Annotated in this window: 16 protein-coding genes; 10 read left to right on the top strand and 6 right to left on the bottom strand. The window is 70.8% G+C overall.

The window, feature by feature from the left end; all coding sequences use genetic code 11:
* Positions 1-38 precede the first annotated feature (38 nt).
* Complete coding sequence (locus AC3WOE_RS06630; protein ID WP_492689185.1) at positions 39-1,781, bottom strand: pectate lyase-like domain-containing protein; 1,743 nt, start codon at positions 1,779-1,781, stop codon at positions 39-41.
* Between the two features lie 139 nt (positions 1,782-1,920).
* Here AC3WOE_RS06630 and AC3WOE_RS06625 point away from each other — a divergent pair, with 139 nt between their 5' ends.
* The gene (locus AC3WOE_RS06625) at positions 1,921-2,211 is read left to right on the top strand and encodes a hypothetical protein (RefSeq protein WP_492689184.1); all 291 of its coding nucleotides are present in this window, start codon (positions 1,921-1,923) and stop codon (positions 2,209-2,211) included.
* Here the strand turns inward: AC3WOE_RS06625 and AC3WOE_RS06620 are convergent.
* From AC3WOE_RS06620 to AC3WOE_RS06610, 3 genes are read right to left on the bottom strand one after another with little or no spacing between them, the layout of a single operon-like run.
* Complete coding sequence (locus tag AC3WOE_RS06620) at positions 2,208-2,750, bottom strand: DUF924 family protein (protein ID WP_492689183.1); 543 nt, start codon at positions 2,748-2,750, stop codon at positions 2,208-2,210. The two genes, AC3WOE_RS06625 and AC3WOE_RS06620, sit on opposite strands and share 4 nt — an antisense overlap.
* Positions 2,750-2,968 (bottom strand): hypothetical protein, encoded by a 219-nt coding sequence (locus AC3WOE_RS06615; RefSeq protein WP_492689181.1) that lies wholly within the window; start codon positions 2,966-2,968, stop codon positions 2,750-2,752. Before AC3WOE_RS06615 ends, AC3WOE_RS06620 begins: the two co-directional genes overlap by 1 nt.
* Before the next feature lie 43 nt (positions 2,969-3,011).
* The gene (locus tag AC3WOE_RS06610; RefSeq protein WP_492689180.1) at positions 3,012-3,875 is read right to left on the bottom strand and encodes a hypothetical protein; all 864 of its coding nucleotides are present in this window, start codon (positions 3,873-3,875) and stop codon (positions 3,012-3,014) included.
* A gap of 154 nt (positions 3,876-4,029) precedes the next feature.
* Between AC3WOE_RS06610 and AC3WOE_RS06605 the strand changes: the two genes are divergently transcribed.
* The 9 genes from AC3WOE_RS06605 (at position 4,030) to AC3WOE_RS06565 (ending at position 14,437) form a co-directional block, all read left to right on the top strand.
* A complete protein-coding gene (locus AC3WOE_RS06605) occupies positions 4,030-4,803 on the top strand; it encodes a CPBP family intramembrane glutamic endopeptidase (protein WP_492689179.1) in 774 nt (257 codons plus the stop codon).
* A gap of 46 nt (positions 4,804-4,849) precedes the next feature.
* A complete protein-coding gene (locus AC3WOE_RS06600; protein WP_492689177.1) occupies positions 4,850-5,743 on the top strand; it encodes an AAA family ATPase in 894 nt (297 codons plus the stop codon).
* A gap of 4 nt (positions 5,744-5,747) precedes the next feature.
* A complete protein-coding gene (locus AC3WOE_RS06595) occupies positions 5,748-6,902 on the top strand; it encodes a vWA domain-containing protein (protein ID WP_492689176.1) in 1,155 nt (384 codons plus the stop codon).
* 118 nt (positions 6,903-7,020) lie between these two features.
* Positions 7,021-7,341 carry a BON domain-containing protein gene (locus AC3WOE_RS06590; RefSeq protein ID WP_492689174.1) on the top strand — a complete coding sequence of 107 codons (321 nt, stop codon included), beginning with the start codon at positions 7,021-7,023 and terminating at the stop codon, positions 7,339-7,341.
* Between the two features lie 97 nt (positions 7,342-7,438).
* On the top strand, positions 7,439-7,981 hold the full coding sequence (locus tag AC3WOE_RS06585; RefSeq protein ID WP_492689172.1) for an SRPBCC family protein: 543 nt from the start codon (positions 7,439-7,441) through the stop codon (positions 7,979-7,981).
* A 145-nt stretch (positions 7,982-8,126) separates the two neighbouring features.
* Positions 8,127-9,209, top strand: a complete 1,083-nt coding sequence (locus AC3WOE_RS06580) for an acyltransferase family protein (RefSeq protein WP_492689170.1) — start codon at positions 8,127-8,129, stop codon at positions 9,207-9,209.
* Positions 9,210-9,277: 68 nt separating this feature from the next.
* Complete coding sequence (locus AC3WOE_RS06575; RefSeq protein ID WP_492689169.1) at positions 9,278-11,251, top strand: ferritin-like domain-containing protein; 1,974 nt, start codon at positions 9,278-9,280, stop codon at positions 11,249-11,251.
* Positions 11,241-14,036, top strand: a complete 2,796-nt coding sequence (locus AC3WOE_RS06570) for a PAS domain-containing hybrid sensor histidine kinase/response regulator (protein WP_492689168.1) — start codon at positions 11,241-11,243, stop codon at positions 14,034-14,036. The genes AC3WOE_RS06575 and AC3WOE_RS06570 overlap by 11 nt, the downstream gene beginning before the upstream one ends.
* A gap of 14 nt (positions 14,037-14,050) precedes the next feature.
* Positions 14,051-14,437 (top strand): DUF488 domain-containing protein, encoded by a 387-nt coding sequence (locus tag AC3WOE_RS06565; RefSeq protein WP_492689167.1) that lies wholly within the window; start codon positions 14,051-14,053, stop codon positions 14,435-14,437.
* 250 nt (positions 14,438-14,687) lie between these two features.
* On the opposite strand, the gene AC3WOE_RS06560 is transcribed toward AC3WOE_RS06565, so the two are convergent.
* Both AC3WOE_RS06560 and AC3WOE_RS06555 read right to left on the bottom strand, forming a co-directional pair.
* Positions 14,688-15,383: a helix-turn-helix transcriptional regulator gene (locus AC3WOE_RS06560; RefSeq protein ID WP_492689165.1), complete on the bottom strand. Its 696-nt coding sequence runs from the start codon at positions 15,381-15,383 to the stop codon at positions 14,688-14,690.
* A gap of 230 nt (positions 15,384-15,613) precedes the next feature.
* Positions 15,614-16,009 carry a VOC family protein gene (locus AC3WOE_RS06555; RefSeq protein WP_492689164.1) on the bottom strand — a complete coding sequence of 132 codons (396 nt, stop codon included), beginning with the start codon at positions 16,007-16,009 and terminating at the stop codon, positions 15,614-15,616.
* Positions 16,010-16,040: the final 31 nt, after the last annotated feature.

The following is a 16,040-nucleotide window of genomic DNA, read 5'->3' as shown; positions in this document are numbered from 1 at the left end:
CGCGATGCGCTGTCGGACGAAGCCGACAGCGGGTCGTTTCACGGATAGTCCTTCAGCGTCGCCGTGTTGCTGCCACCCTTGCAGCGCGCCGCGTCGCCGGCGTCGTTGATGACATGCTCGATGCTGCCCTTGTCGACCAGGCAGACCGTGATCATGTGGTGCATGCGCACGCCCGCGGCCTTGGGCACCTCGAAGGCGCGGTCCAGCACGACGTCGGGCTTCAGGAAGACGCTGTAGGCGCCCAGGCCCCAGGCCTCGTGGCGGGTCACCGTGTCGGCCACCTTGTAGGCCGCATGGCCGCGGCCGCCGGCGGCGTTCGTCCACTGGCCTTGAGTGGGCGGGTCATAAGGGATCTCGGACTGGTAGAAGTAGACGCGGCCACCATTGCCCTGCCAAACGACCTGCTCCTTCTGGAAGTGTTCGACGAAGAGGCCGTGGATGGTCACGTCCTCGCCGTTGACCCACAGGCCGTGGGCGGACGGGTTGCTCGTCCAGCTGACGCCTTCGCCATGGTCGGCGCGCCAGATCCAGGTGTGGTCGACGAGGGTGTCGTGGGCGTTGATGCGCAGGGCCGTGTCCACCTGTCCGGCTGCCGCGCCGCCGATGCGGAAGAACAGGTCGTGCAGAGCTATGGGGTCGGCCTTGTGGCGCTTGTTGGCGCCCGCCGGCGCCACTTCCATCAGCACACCGGGGTCCTGCTTGCCGGCGTCCAGGAACAGGCCGGAGATCGTCAGCCCGTCGACGTCCGCCGTCTTCAGCAGCGGCTGGCCGTTGTCCGAACGCAGCGTCGGGAAGCCGATGCCCAGCACGACGGTACCGGCGCGATTGACCTGCAGCGCTTCGGTCAGGAGGTACTCGCCCGGCGTGAACAGCAGATGCTTGCCGGCGGCCAGCTGGCCGTTCAGCTTCGCCGCCGTGTCGCCCGGCCTGGCGATGAAGAACTGCGCGATGGGCAGGGTCTTGCCCGGCGCCGTGACGGGCTTTCCAGCGCCGTTGGCCCAGGAGACGCCCACGCTGTCATGCCGCAAGGCCGGCACGCGCACCGCATAGCCCCCCTTGGCGTCGATGAAGAGCCAGGGCTTCTCGCGCACCACCGGCACCTGCGCCACCTTGGTGTAGCGCTGGCCGGGCGTCGGGAATTCGCCTTCCGGCGCGCCCTTCACGCCGACGAAGACCATGTTCCAGTTCGATCCCGTCCAGCTCGCCCACTCGCTGTTGCGCGACAGCCATTGCTGCTGGGTGGCCGAGTTGACCTGACCGTCCACCCGCACGTCCGAGAACCAACCGCCGCTGGCCCAGCCCTGGTTCTGGTTCAGCCGCATATTGCCGCGCACATGCATGCGCCGGAACGGGATGGCCTGGGACACGGCCCATTGCATGGTGTTGTCACCGATGCCCAGCGTCGGCGTCACGGCGAAGTTCTCGGCGCCGCGCCAGAAGTTCTGCGTCGCGTTGTCGTTGTCCAGCAGGGCCGTGGAGCGCAGGTCGCCGATGACGTGGACGTCGTCGGGGTGGGCCCCCAGGCCCAGCACCTGGGTGTAGAAGCCCACCGGGATGCGCAGGTCCTGGTAGGTTCCCGGCTTGAGCAGGATGGCGTCGCGGCGCGGACCGAAATGATTGGGCTGCTGGGCCGCGTAGATGCCGTCGATCAGCGCCTGCAGGCCCGGCGCCTTCGGATCAACGATGTGGACGTTGGGGCCGAAGTCGGGCACGCCGCCTGCCCATGCCGACACCGCCAAGCCGGTGGCCAGCACCCCCATCATCACTCGCTTGCTCTGCATGTCTCTTCCTCGCGGCCCTCGAAATGGAATCGGTTCCAATTCCTGGATTGGATCATGCCCGACGGGCTCGGGGCATCAGGGTCAGCCCCGGCGCACAATGGGCCGCACTCGAGCAGCCTGATCAAGGCGAGGAGGCTCCATGAACCAAGGCTTCGGTCACGAACTGCCGCCGCGACATGCCCAGCAACAGCACCGCCAGGTGTCCCGCTACCTGGTGGTCATCGGCTCCAGCGCCGGCCCGGTCGCCAAACTCTTTCTCGACGACCGCCGACAGGTGGGCGAGTTCGACGCGGGCACGGAGGAGGTCGCCGTCATGACGCGCAACGCCTCCTCATCGACGGGCGCCAGCGGCGCCGAATGGGACAAGGCCCTGTCCGGCCACAGCGCCCAGGAGCGCGCGGCCGCCACGGTCCATCTTCTCGATGTCTAGAAGCTCGAACCAGGCTGCTTGAGGAATTCGATTTCCTCGGCCGTCGACGCGCGGCCCAGCATGGCGTTGCGGTGCGGATAGCGCCCGAAGCGGTCGACTATTGTTTTGTGCTTGAGCTCGAACTCGTGGGTGTGCCGTGGTGCGCGCTCGCGCATCAGCGGCTCGGCTGCCGCGTGGATGGCGGCGGACTCGCTGTGCATATAGGGCATGTAGAGGAAAGCGCGCCGCTCGATGTCGAGCAGCAGGTCGGCACCGGCGGCAACAGCCTCCTGCGCCAGGGCCAGCGCCAGCGGGTCGGCCGCAAAGGCTCCGGCCGTGCCGCGGTGGATGTTGCGCGCGAACTGGTCCAGAACGATGACCTCGGCCAGCCGCCCCGCGGGCGTGACGCGCCAGGTGAACAGCTCGCACAGCCTGGCCCTCTCGTGCAGGGCGCCGAAGCGGCTGCGCACGAGTTCGTCGAAGGCCGGGTCGACCTTCCACCACTGCGCCGGCTGGATCTCCTCGAACCAGAAGCCCAGGATGTCCTCGGCCGTCGCCATCACTTGCGCCCGCCGAAGAGCAGCAACAGGCCGCCGACCGCGATGGCGCCGACGCCCAGCCACACCGGCAGGTTCACTTCTTCCTTCTTCTTGGCCGTCAGCTCCAGGGGCCCAAGCTTCACGACGGTGCTGTCCTTGGTGTAGCTGAAGCTGCCCATGGCCAGGCTGGCCGCGCCGGCGATGAGGAGGAGCACGCCGACGATCTTGGCGAAGTTCATGAGGCTGGCGGGTGAGTGCGAAGAGGCCAGCAGCTTAAGCGCTTCACCAGGCGTAGCTCGCCCCCAGCAACCCGTAGTTGCTGCTCTCGCCTTGCGACCCATGGCTGCGCCCGATGCCTGGCATGATCGTCCAGCCGGCACCCGCCGCGATGGCGGCCTTCATCTGCACGCTGTGCAGATTGCCGCCGTCGTGCACGCGGTCCTGCATGACCTCGCCGTTCAAGGCCACGCGCTCGCTGACGCGCCAGGTCACGCCGAGCTGGTGGCTGCGGTCCAGGGCCGCCTCGTCGCGGTTGACGGCCGAGACGCGGTTGCCGACCAGCGGCACGCCGGCCAGCAGACCGCCGTTGCTGGTCGTCTGGGTCGTCGTCGAATAGCGGTTGTGCAGGGTGGCGCCGTAGACGGTCAGCCGCTGCGTCACCGCGACGGCGCCGTGCACGCCGACACCACGGCCTTTGACGCGCTGCTCCACCGGCGCGTTGCCGGCCGTGCCGCGCGCGCGACCCTGGCGCCTCACGGCGTCCACGCCCAGGTTGACGCCTTCCGTCGGCCGCCAGTCCGCGGCCGCCGCCAGATCGGTCTGGCGCAGCCGGTTGCAGTCGCGGCGCTGGCTGGCATTGACGCTGGCCTGCCAGGCCTTGCCGGTGACGCCGCCACCCACTGCCGCTTGCTTGGGGCGGTAGACCTCGCCGCTGGCCACGTCGCGGCTGCGCGACTCGCCGACGCCGGCATGAACCCAGGCGCTGTCGCCCAGGGGCAGGCTGAGGGCTGCCTCCGCGCTCTGGTTGCGCTGGCCGTCACGCTGGACGGCCAGGTTGAGCGTGCGCTTGTCGGCATTGGGGGCGGGCTCCTCGGCATGGACCGCGAGACTGGCGAGCAGCAGAGACAAAGAGGCGAGGGCTTTCATGGCGTTTCCTTCGGGTTCCGCGGGCCGGCCCGTGCCGACCCTTCCACTCGACAACGCCGCCCAACGCCAAATCCTTCCCATCGGCCTGTAAACACTTGCAAGCGCCCGCGCCGCCGGGCGCTAGAGTCGCCCCCCTTACGCCGTCACGCCGCCGATGCCGCCCACCCGCGACACCTTCCCCAACGCCTTCGAGGCGGTCTTCCTGGTTGCCTGCCTGTTCGCCGCCGAATTCCTGATCGGCATCGCGCTGTACGACGCCCGGACGGTGCTCGGCATGCACCCCAACGACCTGATGGACCTCGCCTCCGTGCTGGCCAACGGCCTGCTGCTGACGGCGGTCATGCAATGGTCGGGCCTGAGCTACGGCGCGCTCTTCCATCCCGCCAGGAGCTCGCCGCGCGCGGTGATGGGCCTGCTGGCCCTGCCCATCCTCTGCGTGGTGCCGGCCCTGACCCTGGGCATCACGACCCTCGAGGCCGGCGTGGTCGCGCTGTTCCCGATCTCGGCATCCGACGCCGCAATGTTCGAGCGCATGACCTCGGGCGGCGTGATCTCGGTACTGATGATCTGCCTCGTCGCGCCCATGGTCGAGGAGATGCTGTTCCGCGGCGTCATCCTGCGCAGCTTCCTGCGCCAGTACCCGCGCTGGCCGGCCATCCTGGGCACCTCCCTGCTGTTCGGCCTCACGCACATGAACGTCTACCAGTGCGTGGCTGCCTTCATCACCGGCACGCTGATGGGCTGGCTCTACGAGAGAACGCGCTCGCTGTGGCCTGGCATCCTGCTGCATGCCAGCTACAACACCGCGGTCATGTTCGGGCCGGATGCCGACAGCGCCGTCTCGCCCTTCTACGGACTGATCATCCTCATGCTGGCCGCGGCCGGCACCCTCCTGTTGAGATCGCTGCTGCTGCCACGCCGGGCCTGACGCGCGGATACTCCCGGCACCGTGATTCACAACAGGCCCTGCCGACATGAATCAGCCGCCGCCGGCCAGCATCGAGGCCACCGCCGCCGCCCTCCAGGGCCAGGCCTATCTGCCCTCGCGTGAACTGGCCACCGCCGCCTTCCTCGCCCTGCGCCTGTCGCGCCCCCTGCTGCTGGAAGGCGCGCCCGGCACCGGCAAGACCGCCATCGCCGCCGCCCTGGCCGCCGCGCTGCAAAGGCCGTTGATCCGCCTGCAGTGCTACGAAGGCCTGGACCTCGCCGCCGCCGCCTACGAGTGGAATTACGCGCGCCAGATGCTGGAGATCCGCCTCGCCCAGCCGGGTGAGCCCCGCACGGCGGACGAACTCTTCGCGCGCCGCTTCCTCATCGAGCGACCCCTGCTGCAGGCGCTGACGACGACGCCGGCGCCCGTCCTCCTCATCGACGAGCTCGACCGCGCCGACGCGCCCTTCGAGGCCTTCCTGCTGGAGTTCCTGGCCGACTTCCAGCTGACCATTCCCGAGCTCGGCACCGTCACCGCCGCCGCACCGCCCCTGGTCATCCTGACCAGCAACCGCAGCCGCGAGATCCACGACGCGGTCAGGCGCCGCTGCCTCTACCACTGGCTGGACTTTCCCGACGCGACGCGCGAGCTGGCCATCGTCCAGGCCCGCCTGCCGGATATCGCGGCACGCCTGGCACGCGAGGTCGTGGCCTTCGTTCAGGGCCTGCGCCAGCTCGATCTCTACAAGCTGCCCGGCCTGGCCGAAACCCTGGACTGGTCGCGCGCCCTGGTGGAGCTGAACGCCGTCAGCCTCGACCCCGCCACCGTGCAGTCGACGCTGGGCGTGCTGCTCAAATACCAGGACGACATCGCCCGCGTTCAGGGCAGTGAGGCGGCGCGCCTGCTGGCAGAGATGCGCGAGGTCGCACGCGCCTGAAGTGATGGACAGGCTGGCTGAAAACCTCGTCCACTTCGGCCGCGTGCTGCGCACCGCTGGCATGCCGGTGGGCACCGACCGCCTGCTGCTGGCAGCCCAGGCGCTGGAGGTCGGCGGCCTGGCCTCCCGAGCCGACTTCAAGGCCACGCTGGCCACCTGCCTCGTCGACCGCCCCGAGCACCGCCCGCTGTTCGACCAGGCCTTCCACGTCTTCTGGCGCGACCCCGACCTGCTGGGCCGCATCATGGCCCTGCTGCTGCCCCAGGCCCAGGGTCGCAGCGAGGCCCCGCCGCCACCCGAGAACCGCCGCCTGGCCGAGGCGCTGTTCCCCAGCGAGCCCACGGCACCGCGCACCGAGCAGGTCGACATCGAAGCCCGCCTGGACGCTGGCGACCGCGAGCTGCTGCAGCACCGCGACTTCGACACCATGACGGCCGCCGAATGGGCCGCGGCGCGCCGCGCCCTGGCCGCCCTGCAACCCCGGCTGAAGCAGCAGCTGACGCGCCGCCACGCCGCGGCACCCCGAGGCCGCATCGCCTGGCGCGCGACACTGCGCGCCGAGGCCCGCCACGATCTCGCCCTGCCGCTGCGCGAGCGCGCCCGCCACCGCGCGACGCCGCTGGTGCTGCTGGCCGACATCTCCGGCTCCATGGGCCGCTACTCGAGGGTGCTGCTGCACCTGGCCCAGGGCCTGCTGAACCCGGCGGCCGGCACGGGCGAGGCGCCCGTCGTCGAGGCCTTTGTCTTCGGCACGCGGCTGACCCGCATCACGCGCCAGCTCAAGAGCCGCGATCCCGATGCCGCCCTGGCCGCCGTGTCGACGGCGGTGCCCGACTGGGCCGGCGGTACGCGCATTGCCCAAAGCCTGCACGCCTTCAACCGCGACTGGGCGCGCCGCGTGCTGGGCGGTGGCGCGGCCACGGTCCTGCTCGTCAGCGATGGCCTCGAGCGCGACGCTCAGGAAAGCGCCCGCCTCGGCTTCGAGGCCGAACGCCTGCGCCTGAACTGTCGCGAACTGCTCTGGCTCAACCCGCTGCTGCGCTTCGACGGCTTCGAGCCGCGAGCCGCCGGCGTGCGCGCCCTGCTGCCCCAGGTAAGCCGCCATCTGCCGGTGCACAACCTGGACAGCCTGCAGCAGCTGCTCACCGCGCTGACCTGACGTCGTCCTACAAAGCGGCGGCGCACCGTCCGCCGCGGCCGACACGGCCGGCTGCCTAGATTCCGGTTTCAGCGGTGCGCATCGGGTGTTGCCGCTTCCGATGAAAGGAACCCCAGCCATGAAGATCTCGAAACTCGCTTCCCTCGTTGTCGTCGGCGCCCTCGTCGTGCCGCTGGCCAGCTTCGCGGATGACAAGCCCGCCGGCACGGCCAAGACCTGGGTCAAGGACTCGGTCGTGACCACCAAGATCAAGGCCCAGCTCGCCACCAGCAAGGTCTCCTCGCTCGCCAAGGTCCACGTCGAAACCGACGCCAATGGCTGGGTGGAGCTGACCGGCAAGGTGTCCACCCAGGCCGAGAAGGACCGCGCCGAAGCCATCGCCAAGGCGGTCGACGGCGTGAAGTCGGTCGACAACCAGCTGACCGTCACCGGCAAGTAAACCGGCAGATCAAGCGCCCCCCGGCCTCCCGCGCACGGCCCGCCGACGCACCACGGCGGGCCGTGCCTTTTTGCGGGCCCGGCGCCAGAATGCGCCGATGCAGATGACCGGCCAGCAAACCCTGCCCGTGAGCCAGGCCGACGCCTGGGCCGCGCTGAACGACACCGCCATGCTGCAGGCCGCCCTGCCCGGGTGCGAGGCCATCACGCCCAGCGGCGACCACGCCTTCGACTTGGCTCTGGCCGTCTCCATCGGCCCGGTCAAGGCCAGGTTCAAGGGCCGGCTGCAGCTGTCCGAGCTGACGCCGCCGCAGAGCTACCGCCTCGGCTTCGAAGGCTCGGGCGGCGCGGCCGGCCACGGCAAGGGCCAGGCCCTGGTGCAGTTGCAGGCGGTGGCGCCGCACGAAACGGTGCTCAGCTACGACGTCACCGCCAGCGTCGGCGGCAAGCTGGCGCAGGTCGGCTCGCGCCTCGTCGATGCGGCAGCCGGCAAGCTGGCCGAAGACTTCTTCGCGCGCTTCCACGCCGCGTTGGTCGAACGTCATCCGCCCGCCCAGGCGGCGACGCCGCCGGCCCCCGCCCCGCCGCCCCCCGGTCGCCTGAAGCGGCTGCGGGCCTGGCTGAGGCGGTTTTTTGCCTGACTGGATGTTGCAAATTGCCCGGACGGCTTCGTGACGGCCTGAAACAAGGGGGGTTTTCCCCGGGACGGCGCCGGTACAATTTCACAAGTCCGAAACAACGGGCCTGCCTTGTGCAGGCCCGTTCTTTTGCAGGCCCGTTCTTTTTATGTCCAACCCATCCCGCCGACTGCCGCACATCGACGTCCTGAAGGCGCTCGCGGCCCAGATCATCGTGCTGCACCATCTGGTCAGCTACGGTCCGATCGCCCGCGCCGCTCATGCCGCCCTGCCCCTGCTGGCCGGCGCGATGCATCAGTACGGCCGCATGGCGGTGCAGATCTTCCTGGTCGTCGGCGGCTATCTGAGCGCGCGTGGCCTGTCGCCGCGCGGCCAGGCCCTGCAAGCCGCCGCGCCCGAGCTGCTGTGGCGGCGCTATCTGCGCCTGGTGCTGCCCTTCCTGGCCGCCCTGGCGCTGACCCTGGGAATCTCCGGCCTCATCGCCTCGTCCTGGCCCGAACTGGTGCCCACCGACATCAGCCTCGGCCAGCTGCTGGCCCACGCCCTGCTGCTGCACGACGTGCTGGGCTACGAAGCCCTCACCGTGGGCGCCTGGTATGTGGCCATCGACCTGCAGCTGTTCGCGCTGCTGGTGGGCCTGCTGTGGCTGGCGCGGCGCGGCTGGCGGCATCCCAGCCGTCTCGTCGTCGGCCCCATCCTGGTCGCCGCCGGCGTGCTGGCCTCGGCCTGGGTCTTCAACCGCCAGCCCGAGCTGGACGCTTTCGGGCTCTATTTCTTCGCCGCCTATGGCCTGGGCGCCCTGGTGCACTGGCTGGGCCTGTGGCGCCATCGCCGCGCCGGCTTGGCTCTGCTGGCCGCTGCCGTCGGCGCCGCGCTGATGGCCGACTGGCGCGACCGGCTGGCCCTCGCGCTGGCCACGGCCCTGTGGCTGTCCTGGGCCCAGGCCCGCCATGGCACGGGTCGACCGCTGCTGCCGGACGCCTGGGCGTCGCGCATGGCCAGTGCCGCCACGCCGTCCTATGCCCTCTTCCTGCTGCACTTCCCGGTGCTGCTGCTGAGCAACGCCCTGCTCGCCCATCTGCCCGGCGCCTCTCCCGAGGCCGGCGTGGCGCTGCTGGTCGCCACCTGGCTGCTGGCCAACGGCCTGGCGGTGCCTTTCCACCGCTGGGTGGAAGCGCCCGCCGCGCGCTTCGATCCCCTGGCCTGGCTGCCGCGCCTGCGCACAGCCTGAAAACCACAGGTTTCGGGGTTGCGGCTGCGTGCTAATGTCACGCGAAGCCAGCCCGAGGATGCGCTTCCATGACGACGCCCAACGCGGCTCCCAGCCGCGAACAACTGCTGCATTGCCTCTACGAGGCCGCCGAGCTGGAGCACAACCTGATGTGCACCTACCTCTATGCGGCCTTCAGCCTGAAGCAGGGTGAGGCCGAGGGCCTGAGCGCCGCGGAGGCCGCCGCCACCGAGCGCTGGCGGCGCGAGATCACCGCCGTGGCCGTCGAGGAGATGGGCCATCTGGTCGCGGTCTGGAACATCACGGCCGCCCTGGGCGGCGCGCCGCGCATCGGCCGCGGCAACTTCCCGCTGGACCCGGGCTATCTGCCGGCCAGCGTGGTCGTCAAGCTGGCGCCCTTCAACGAGGCGACGCTGCAGCACTTCATCTTCCTGGAGCGCCCCGACGGCAGCAGCGAGCAGGACGGCGAGGGCTTTGCGGCGGAGCGCCAGTTCACGCGCGGCTCCGACGTGCCGCGCATCACGCCCATGGCCTGCGACTACGAGACCGTCGGCCACTTCTACAAGCAGCTGAGCGAAGACCTGCGCAGCTTCGTCGCCCTGCACGGCGAGCCGGCGGCCTTCGCCGGCGACCGCTGGCTGCAGCTGGGGCCCGACGAGCTCAACCTCTGCGGCGCCCGCCATGTGCTGTGCTCCAAGACCGCGCTGGCGGCCTTCGACGCCATCGTGCGCCAGGGCGAGGGCGCGCCCAGCGACAGCGAGACCTCGCACTACCAGCGCTTCGCCGCCATCCGCAGCGAGCTGGCCGCCCTGCGCCAGGCCAACCCCGGCTTCCAGCCCGCCTGGCCGGCCGCCACCAACCCGGTGCTGCGCCGCCCGCCGCGCCCCGAGGGCCGGGTCTGGCTGGAGAACCCCGACGCCAGCGCGGCGGTGGACGTGGCCAATGCCAGCTACGGCCTGATGCTGCGGCTGCTGGCCCAGAGCTATCTGATGCCCGGCCCCTCGGCAGAGAAAAGCCTCATCGTCGACCTCGGCATCGGCCTGATGCGCGCCTTCACGCCGCTGGCCGAGCATGCGGCACGCCTGCCCGCCGGCCCCAGCAGCCCGGGCTGCCACGCCGGCGCCAGCTTCACCGCCCTGCGCGATGCGGCCGGCATGCCGCCGGGCCCGGCGGCGCGGCGCTATGTCATCGAACGCCTCGGCCAGCTCGCCGACGCCGCGGCCGGCCTACACGCCCAACTGGGCGCAGAACGCACGGGCCGCGCCGCGCGCCAGCTGCAGTCGCTGCGCGAACGCGCCGAGCGCGGGCTGGACGTGAACGCACCGGCACCCGCGCCGACCGCCAAGCCGGCGGCCGCGGCGCCACCACCGCCCGCGCCGCCCACCGAGGTCGTCGACGGCATCGAGGTCGTGCAGGGTGAGAAGATGGAGTTGCGCTTCGAAGCCAAGCGCTGCATCCATGCGCGCTTTTGCGTGACCGGCGCGCCCAAGGTCTTCCTCGCCAACGTGCAGGGGCCGTGGATCCACCCCGACGCCATGCCGGTCGAGCGCCTCGTCGACATCGCCCACGCCTGCCCCTCGGGTGCCATCCAGTACCGCCGCAAGGACGGCGAGGCCGACGAAGCCGCGCCGCCCGTCAACCTGCTGTCGGTGCGCGAGTCGGGGCCTTACGGCATCCGCGGTGCGCTGTCGCTGCGCGGCCAGTCCATCGGCACGCGAGCCACGCTGTGCCGCTGCGGGGCCAGCAAGAACAAGCCCTTCTGCGACGGCAGCCATCACGACATCCACTTCGCCGCCAGCGGTGAGCCCGAGACCGGCCTGCTGGGCCTGTCCACCGACATGCCCGCGGTGCGCGACGGCGCCGTCGCCATCGAGCCCGAACCCAATGGCCCGCTGCAGCTGCGCGGCAATCTCGAGGTGTTGAGCGGCACCGGCCGCATGGTCTGCCGCGTCACGCAGGCGCGGCTGTGCCGCTGCGGCGGCAGCCAGACCAAGCCCTTCTGCGACGGCAGCCACGCCCGCAATGGTTTCAGTGCCGACTGACACCAACGACACCCGCGACGCGCTGCAATTGATGGCGGCGCGAACGCTGCTGTGGATCGTCGGCGTCGTCGGCACCATCGCCGCGCTGATCGGCATCGGCGAAACCCTGCTGGGCCTGCGCGCACTGTGGGCCAGCCAGCGCCTCGTCGTCGGCCTGGCCCTGCTCAGCGTCAGCGCCGTCGGCTGGCTGCTCTGCCGCGCCGGCCGGGCGCGCATGGCGACCACCCTGGTGCTGGGCGGCACCCTGCTGGCCCTGTTCGCCCATGCGGCCCATATCGGCATCGGCGTGCACACCATCGTCCTCGCTGCCGGCGCCCTGGTCATCGCGCTGGGCGGGGGCGTGGCCGGCAATGCGGCGGCGGTGCTGCTGACCGTCTTCTATCTCTGCGGCATCGGCGCGCTGGCCATGATGGAGGCCCAGGGCCTGCTGCTCGGCCTGACGGCGCCGCGCCAGCCCCAGCTGTCCGACCGCCTGGTTGCGCATTTCCTGCTGGCCACCAGCGGCCTCGCCTCGGCCCTGCTGCTCAACCGCATCCTCGGCACGGCGCTGACGCGCGCCATCGGCGAGGAAGCCCGTCTGGCCCGCCTCGTGCAGGCCGCCCACAACTGGGCCTGGGAGGCCGACGCCAAGTTCCGCGTGACCATGCTGTCCGACGAGTTCGAGACCCTGTCCGGCCACCAGCGCGAGGCCTTCCTGCGCATGGGCGAGCCCGGTGGCGTGGTGCTGGTGCGCGACGCCGACTACCCCGGCCTGCTGGAAGACATCCGTGCCAAGCGCGCCTACCGCGACCGCGTCAACGCCTTTCGCACGCCCGACGGCCGCATCCTGTGGGCGCTGACCTCGGGCGAACCCATCTTCGACGCCGACGGCGAGCACATCGGCTGGCGCGGCGTCAGCCACAACATCACCGGCGAACGCCTCGCCCTGCAGCAGCACCAGCGCACCGCCAACATGCTGGACCGCGTGCTGCGCGCCAGCCCCGATGCCATCTGCGTGGCGCATATGGAGGACGGCAGCATCCGCTTTGCCAACTCGGGCTTCTGCGCCCTGGTGGGCCTGACGCGTGAGGAGCTGATGGGCCGCTCGGGCCGCGAACTCGGCCTGTGGCCCGACAGCAGCGAGCCCAGGCGCCTGGCTGCCGAGCTGGCCGCCTCGGGCATCGTGCGCGACTTCCGCTCCGCCCTGCTGGTGCATGGCGAATGGCGCGACGTGCTGGTGTCGGCCGCCACGCTGGACTGGGAGGGCGAGCCGGCCACCATGCTGATCGCCCGCGACATCACCGACCGCGAGCGCGCCCGCATCGAGGCCGAGGCCATCCTGGAGCACGCCAGCGTCGGCATCGCGCTGACCCGCGGCGAGCGCTTCGAGCGCGTCAACCACCACTGGCAGGAGATCTTCGGCGGCACCGAACCCCAGCTCGCCGACGCCCACGCCAGCCTGCCGTCGGCCCAGCAGGTGGCCAGCGCCGCCCTGGCTTTCGAGCGCGACTTCATCCGCCCCGACGGCCGGCGCATCACCGTGCGCTTCAACGCCCGCGGCCTGCCGGCGACGCTGCCCGGGCGCAGCGAGCAGGACGGCGACCGCGCCACGCTGTGGGTAGCCGACGACGTCACCGAGAGGCGTCGCCAGGAGCGCGAGCTGCAGGCCGCCAAGCAGCAGGCCGAGGGCGCCAGCCACGCCAAGAGCGCCTTCCTCGCCACCATGAGCCACGAGATCCGCACGCCGCTGAACGGCGTGCTCGGCCTGGCGCGGCTGTTGCAGCAGGGCGCCCCCGACGACGCGCATCGCGACAAATACCTGGCCCACCTCGTCGGCGCCGCCGAGTCGCTGAACGAGATCGTGTCCAACGTGCTGGACCTGTCCAAGATCGAGGCGGGTCATCTCGAGCTGGAGAAGATCGAGTTCGACCTGCATGCCCTGGCCCAGGCCAGCTTCGAAGGCTGCGCGGCGCTGGGGCGGGAGCGCGGCCTGGACATGCAGATCGAGCTGGCGCCGGGACTGCCTCGCCTGGTCATCGGCGACCCGCTGCGGGTGCGCCAGATCATGGCCAACTTCCTCGTCAACGCGCTGAAGTTCACCGAGCGCGGCCACATCCGCCTCAAGCTGTCGGTGGCCGACACCGACCGCGTGCGCATCGTCGTCGCCGACAGCGGCATCGGCGTGCCGGCGGAACTGCAGGGCCGGCTCTTCCGCCCCTTCGCCCAGGCCGACGATTCGACGACGCGGCGCTTCGGCGGCACGGGCCTGGGCCTGTCCATCTGCCGCGAACTGGCCACGCGCATGCAGGGCCGCGTCGGCGTGCAGAGCGACGGCGCCAGCGGCTCCAGCTTCTGGGCGGAACTGGCCCTGCCGACCAGCCTCACCGTCGACGACACCGCCCAACGCAAGCGCATCCCGCTGCCGCCGCGCTACCCACTGGCCGGCCAGCGCCTGCTGGTCGCCGAGGACAACCCGGTCAACCGCCTCATCATCACGGCCCTGCTGCAGCGCCTGGGCGCCGAAGTCGTCGAGGCCGAAGACGGCGAGGAGGCCGTCCGCATCGCCCGCGAGCAGTCCGGGCGCCTGGACGGCGTGCTGATGGACCTGCACATGCCCAAGGTCGACGGCCTGAAGGCGACCGAACTGCTGCGTGCCGATGCGGCCACCGCCCGCCTGCCCATCCACGCCTTCACGGCCGCCGTGCTCGATCAGGAGCGCGAGAAGGCCCTGGCCGCCGGCATGAACGGCTTCATCGCCAAGCCCGTCGCGGAAGAGGAAGTCATCCGCGTGCTGGGCCGCCGCTGAAAGAGGACTCGACCATGGCCATCCGCATCGTCAGGCTCGGCAGCCCGCGCGCCCCGGACGAAGGCACCCGCATCGGCACCGTGCGCCGCCCGCCGCGTGGCGTGCCCAAGGCCGAGTTCGCGTCGCGCGACTTCTACGACGTCTGGTTCCCCAATCTCGCGCCCAGCCTCGAGACCATGAAGCTCGGCCAGGCCGTGGCGACCGAGGCCGAATGGAAGGCCTTCACGAAGAAATACCGCGCCGAGATGGCCGAGCCCGAGGCCCAGCACGCGCTGGCGCTGCTGGCCACGCTGTCGGCGCAGACGAACTTCTCGGTGGGCTGCTATTGCGAGGACGAGGCGCGGTGCCATCGGTCGCTGCTGCGCCAGTTGCTGGCCGACAAGGGCGCGCAAATCACGTAATTCGCCGGTGGCGTGCCAGTGTTGATTCGCGGGCCGAGCGCTGGGCCGCTCCCGAGCCGGCCCGCCTTGGGCGATGTGCTTACGGCTCAATGCCGCAAGCATCGCCGTCCCCTCGGGGGCTGAGGCCGGACACGGTGAGTCCTGAGGACTCGCCGTGCCTGCCGAAGCGCTGCGGGCTCTGGCCGCAGCGCGGTCCCGGTCAGGTTCGCCCGCGTTCAGCGCGGCGAGACTGGACGAAGGGGGCTCCATTTCACGCCCCACCGTTGTCCTGCGCCTCGCGCTTGCGATTCATGTCCGCCAGCGTCTTGCCCGGCTCGTCGCGGAAGGCGTCTTCCAGCACCTCCAGCGTTTCCACGCGGTCGACGCGGAAGCTGCGGAAGTCGTTGCGCAGCTCGCACCAGGCCGCCAGCGTCCAGACCGGGCCCCAGAACAGGCAGGCCAGCGGGCGCACGATGCGATCGCTCTTGACGCCGCCCAGGTCCAGATAGCCCACCTTCAGCTTGCGCCGCGCCTCGGTGGCCTCGCGCATGGCGGTCAGGTGGGCGCTGGTGGCCGGGTCCAGGGCCGGCAACGGTGCATAAAGGGCCAGGCTCTCGGCCGCTGCGCGGGCGTCCAGCGGCAGCACGGCGAGGATCTTGCTCAGCGCGTTCTCGGCCTGGCGGGCGAGTGCCGCGTCCAGGCGCGACTCGGCCATGCGCACCGTCGCGACCAGGGCCTGGGCCTCCTGCTTGCTGAACATCAGCGGCGGCAGGTCGAAGCCGGCCCGCATGCGGTAGCCCACGCCGGCCTCGCCCTCGATGGGCACGCCCTGCTGGCCCAGGGCCGCGATGTCGCGGTAGACCGTGCGCATCGACACCTCCAGGCGCTGGGCGAGGTAATCGGCCGTCGTGAGACGGCGCCCACGGATGAGCTGGACGATCTGGAAGAGGCGGTCGGCGCGGCGCATGGGGAGCCACTGTAGGGCAGTGGGCATGCCCCTTGCAGAAGACATGCGTCACCGACAACGACGTCGAACACCATCATGGCCATCTACGCCTCCTTCCAGGCTCGTGCGACCCACGCAGCCGAACTGGCCACGCTGGGCGCCATCAGCGCCCCGCAGCCCTCACTGGCGCAGGACCAGCTTTTCGTTGCACGCGCTTCGACAGGGCGAAGTCGCCCCGCAAAGGGGCGCAGTCAGCCCATGGCCGTGCAGAGCTCGACCAGCGCGCCGTCCGGGCAGCGCACATAGGCCACGGTCTGGCCCCAGGGCTTGGTGACCGGGGCGGCCAGCGCACGCGCCCCGGCGGCGACGGCCTTGTCGTAGGCGGCTTGCACATCACCCACCGTGAAGCCGATCTCCATGCCCAGCGGTTGGGTGCTTTCGCTCGCCGCGACATAGTCGTGCTGGACGCTGTCGCGCGCGGTCGCATGATCGACAAAGGCCAGCTTGGCCCCGGCCGCACCGGTCTCGACTTCGCCATAGGCACCGCTCTCATGCAGAAAGCGCGTCTTCAGGCCGAAGGCCTTGTCGAAGAAAGCCAGGGAGGCGGCGACGTCGGGCACGTAGACGAGGGTGTAGGCGAAGTTCATGCGGCGCTCCTGAGGTCTGAAAGACTGCATG

Source organism: Roseateles sp. FW305-36 (assembly GCF_058787015.1).
Note: the sequence above shows the minus strand (reverse complement) of the source record. Positions and strands in the feature narration are given on the sequence as shown.

What these genes read in the sequence shown, in the direction of transcription:
- AC3WOE_RS06630 (WP_492689185.1), bottom strand. Translation starts at nt 1,781, where the DNA reads ATGCAGAGCAAGCGAGTGATGATGGGGGTGCTGGCCACCGGCTTGGCG.
- AC3WOE_RS06625 (WP_492689184.1), top strand. Translation starts at nt 1,921, where the DNA reads ATGAACCAAGGCTTCGGTCACGAACTGCCGCCGCGACATGCCCAGCAA.
- AC3WOE_RS06620 (WP_492689183.1), bottom strand. Translation starts at nt 2,750, where the DNA reads ATGGCGACGGCCGAGGACATCCTGGGCTTCTGGTTCGAGGAGATCCAG.
- AC3WOE_RS06615 (WP_492689181.1), bottom strand. Translation starts at nt 2,968, where the DNA reads ATGAACTTCGCCAAGATCGTCGGCGTGCTCCTCCTCATCGCCGGCGCG.
- AC3WOE_RS06610 (WP_492689180.1), bottom strand. Translation starts at nt 3,875, where the DNA reads ATGAAAGCCCTCGCCTCTTTGTCTCTGCTGCTCGCCAGTCTCGCGGTC.
- AC3WOE_RS06605 (WP_492689179.1), top strand. Translation starts at nt 4,030, where the DNA reads ATGCCGCCCACCCGCGACACCTTCCCCAACGCCTTCGAGGCGGTCTTC.
- AC3WOE_RS06600 (WP_492689177.1), top strand. Translation starts at nt 4,850, where the DNA reads ATGAATCAGCCGCCGCCGGCCAGCATCGAGGCCACCGCCGCCGCCCTC.
- AC3WOE_RS06595 (WP_492689176.1), top strand. Translation starts at nt 5,748, where the DNA reads ATGGACAGGCTGGCTGAAAACCTCGTCCACTTCGGCCGCGTGCTGCGC.
- AC3WOE_RS06590 (WP_492689174.1), top strand. Translation starts at nt 7,021, where the DNA reads ATGAAGATCTCGAAACTCGCTTCCCTCGTTGTCGTCGGCGCCCTCGTC.
- AC3WOE_RS06585 (WP_492689172.1), top strand. Translation starts at nt 7,439, where the DNA reads ATGCAGATGACCGGCCAGCAAACCCTGCCCGTGAGCCAGGCCGACGCC.
- AC3WOE_RS06580 (WP_492689170.1), top strand. Translation starts at nt 8,127, where the DNA reads ATGTCCAACCCATCCCGCCGACTGCCGCACATCGACGTCCTGAAGGCG.
- AC3WOE_RS06575 (WP_492689169.1), top strand. Translation starts at nt 9,278, where the DNA reads ATGACGACGCCCAACGCGGCTCCCAGCCGCGAACAACTGCTGCATTGC.
- AC3WOE_RS06565 (WP_492689167.1), top strand. Translation starts at nt 14,051, where the DNA reads ATGGCCATCCGCATCGTCAGGCTCGGCAGCCCGCGCGCCCCGGACGAA.
- AC3WOE_RS06560 (WP_492689165.1), bottom strand. Translation starts at nt 15,383, where the DNA reads ATGCGCCGCGCCGACCGCCTCTTCCAGATCGTCCAGCTCATCCGTGGG.
- AC3WOE_RS06555 (WP_492689164.1), bottom strand. Translation starts at nt 16,009, where the DNA reads ATGAACTTCGCCTACACCCTCGTCTACGTGCCCGACGTCGCCGCCTCC.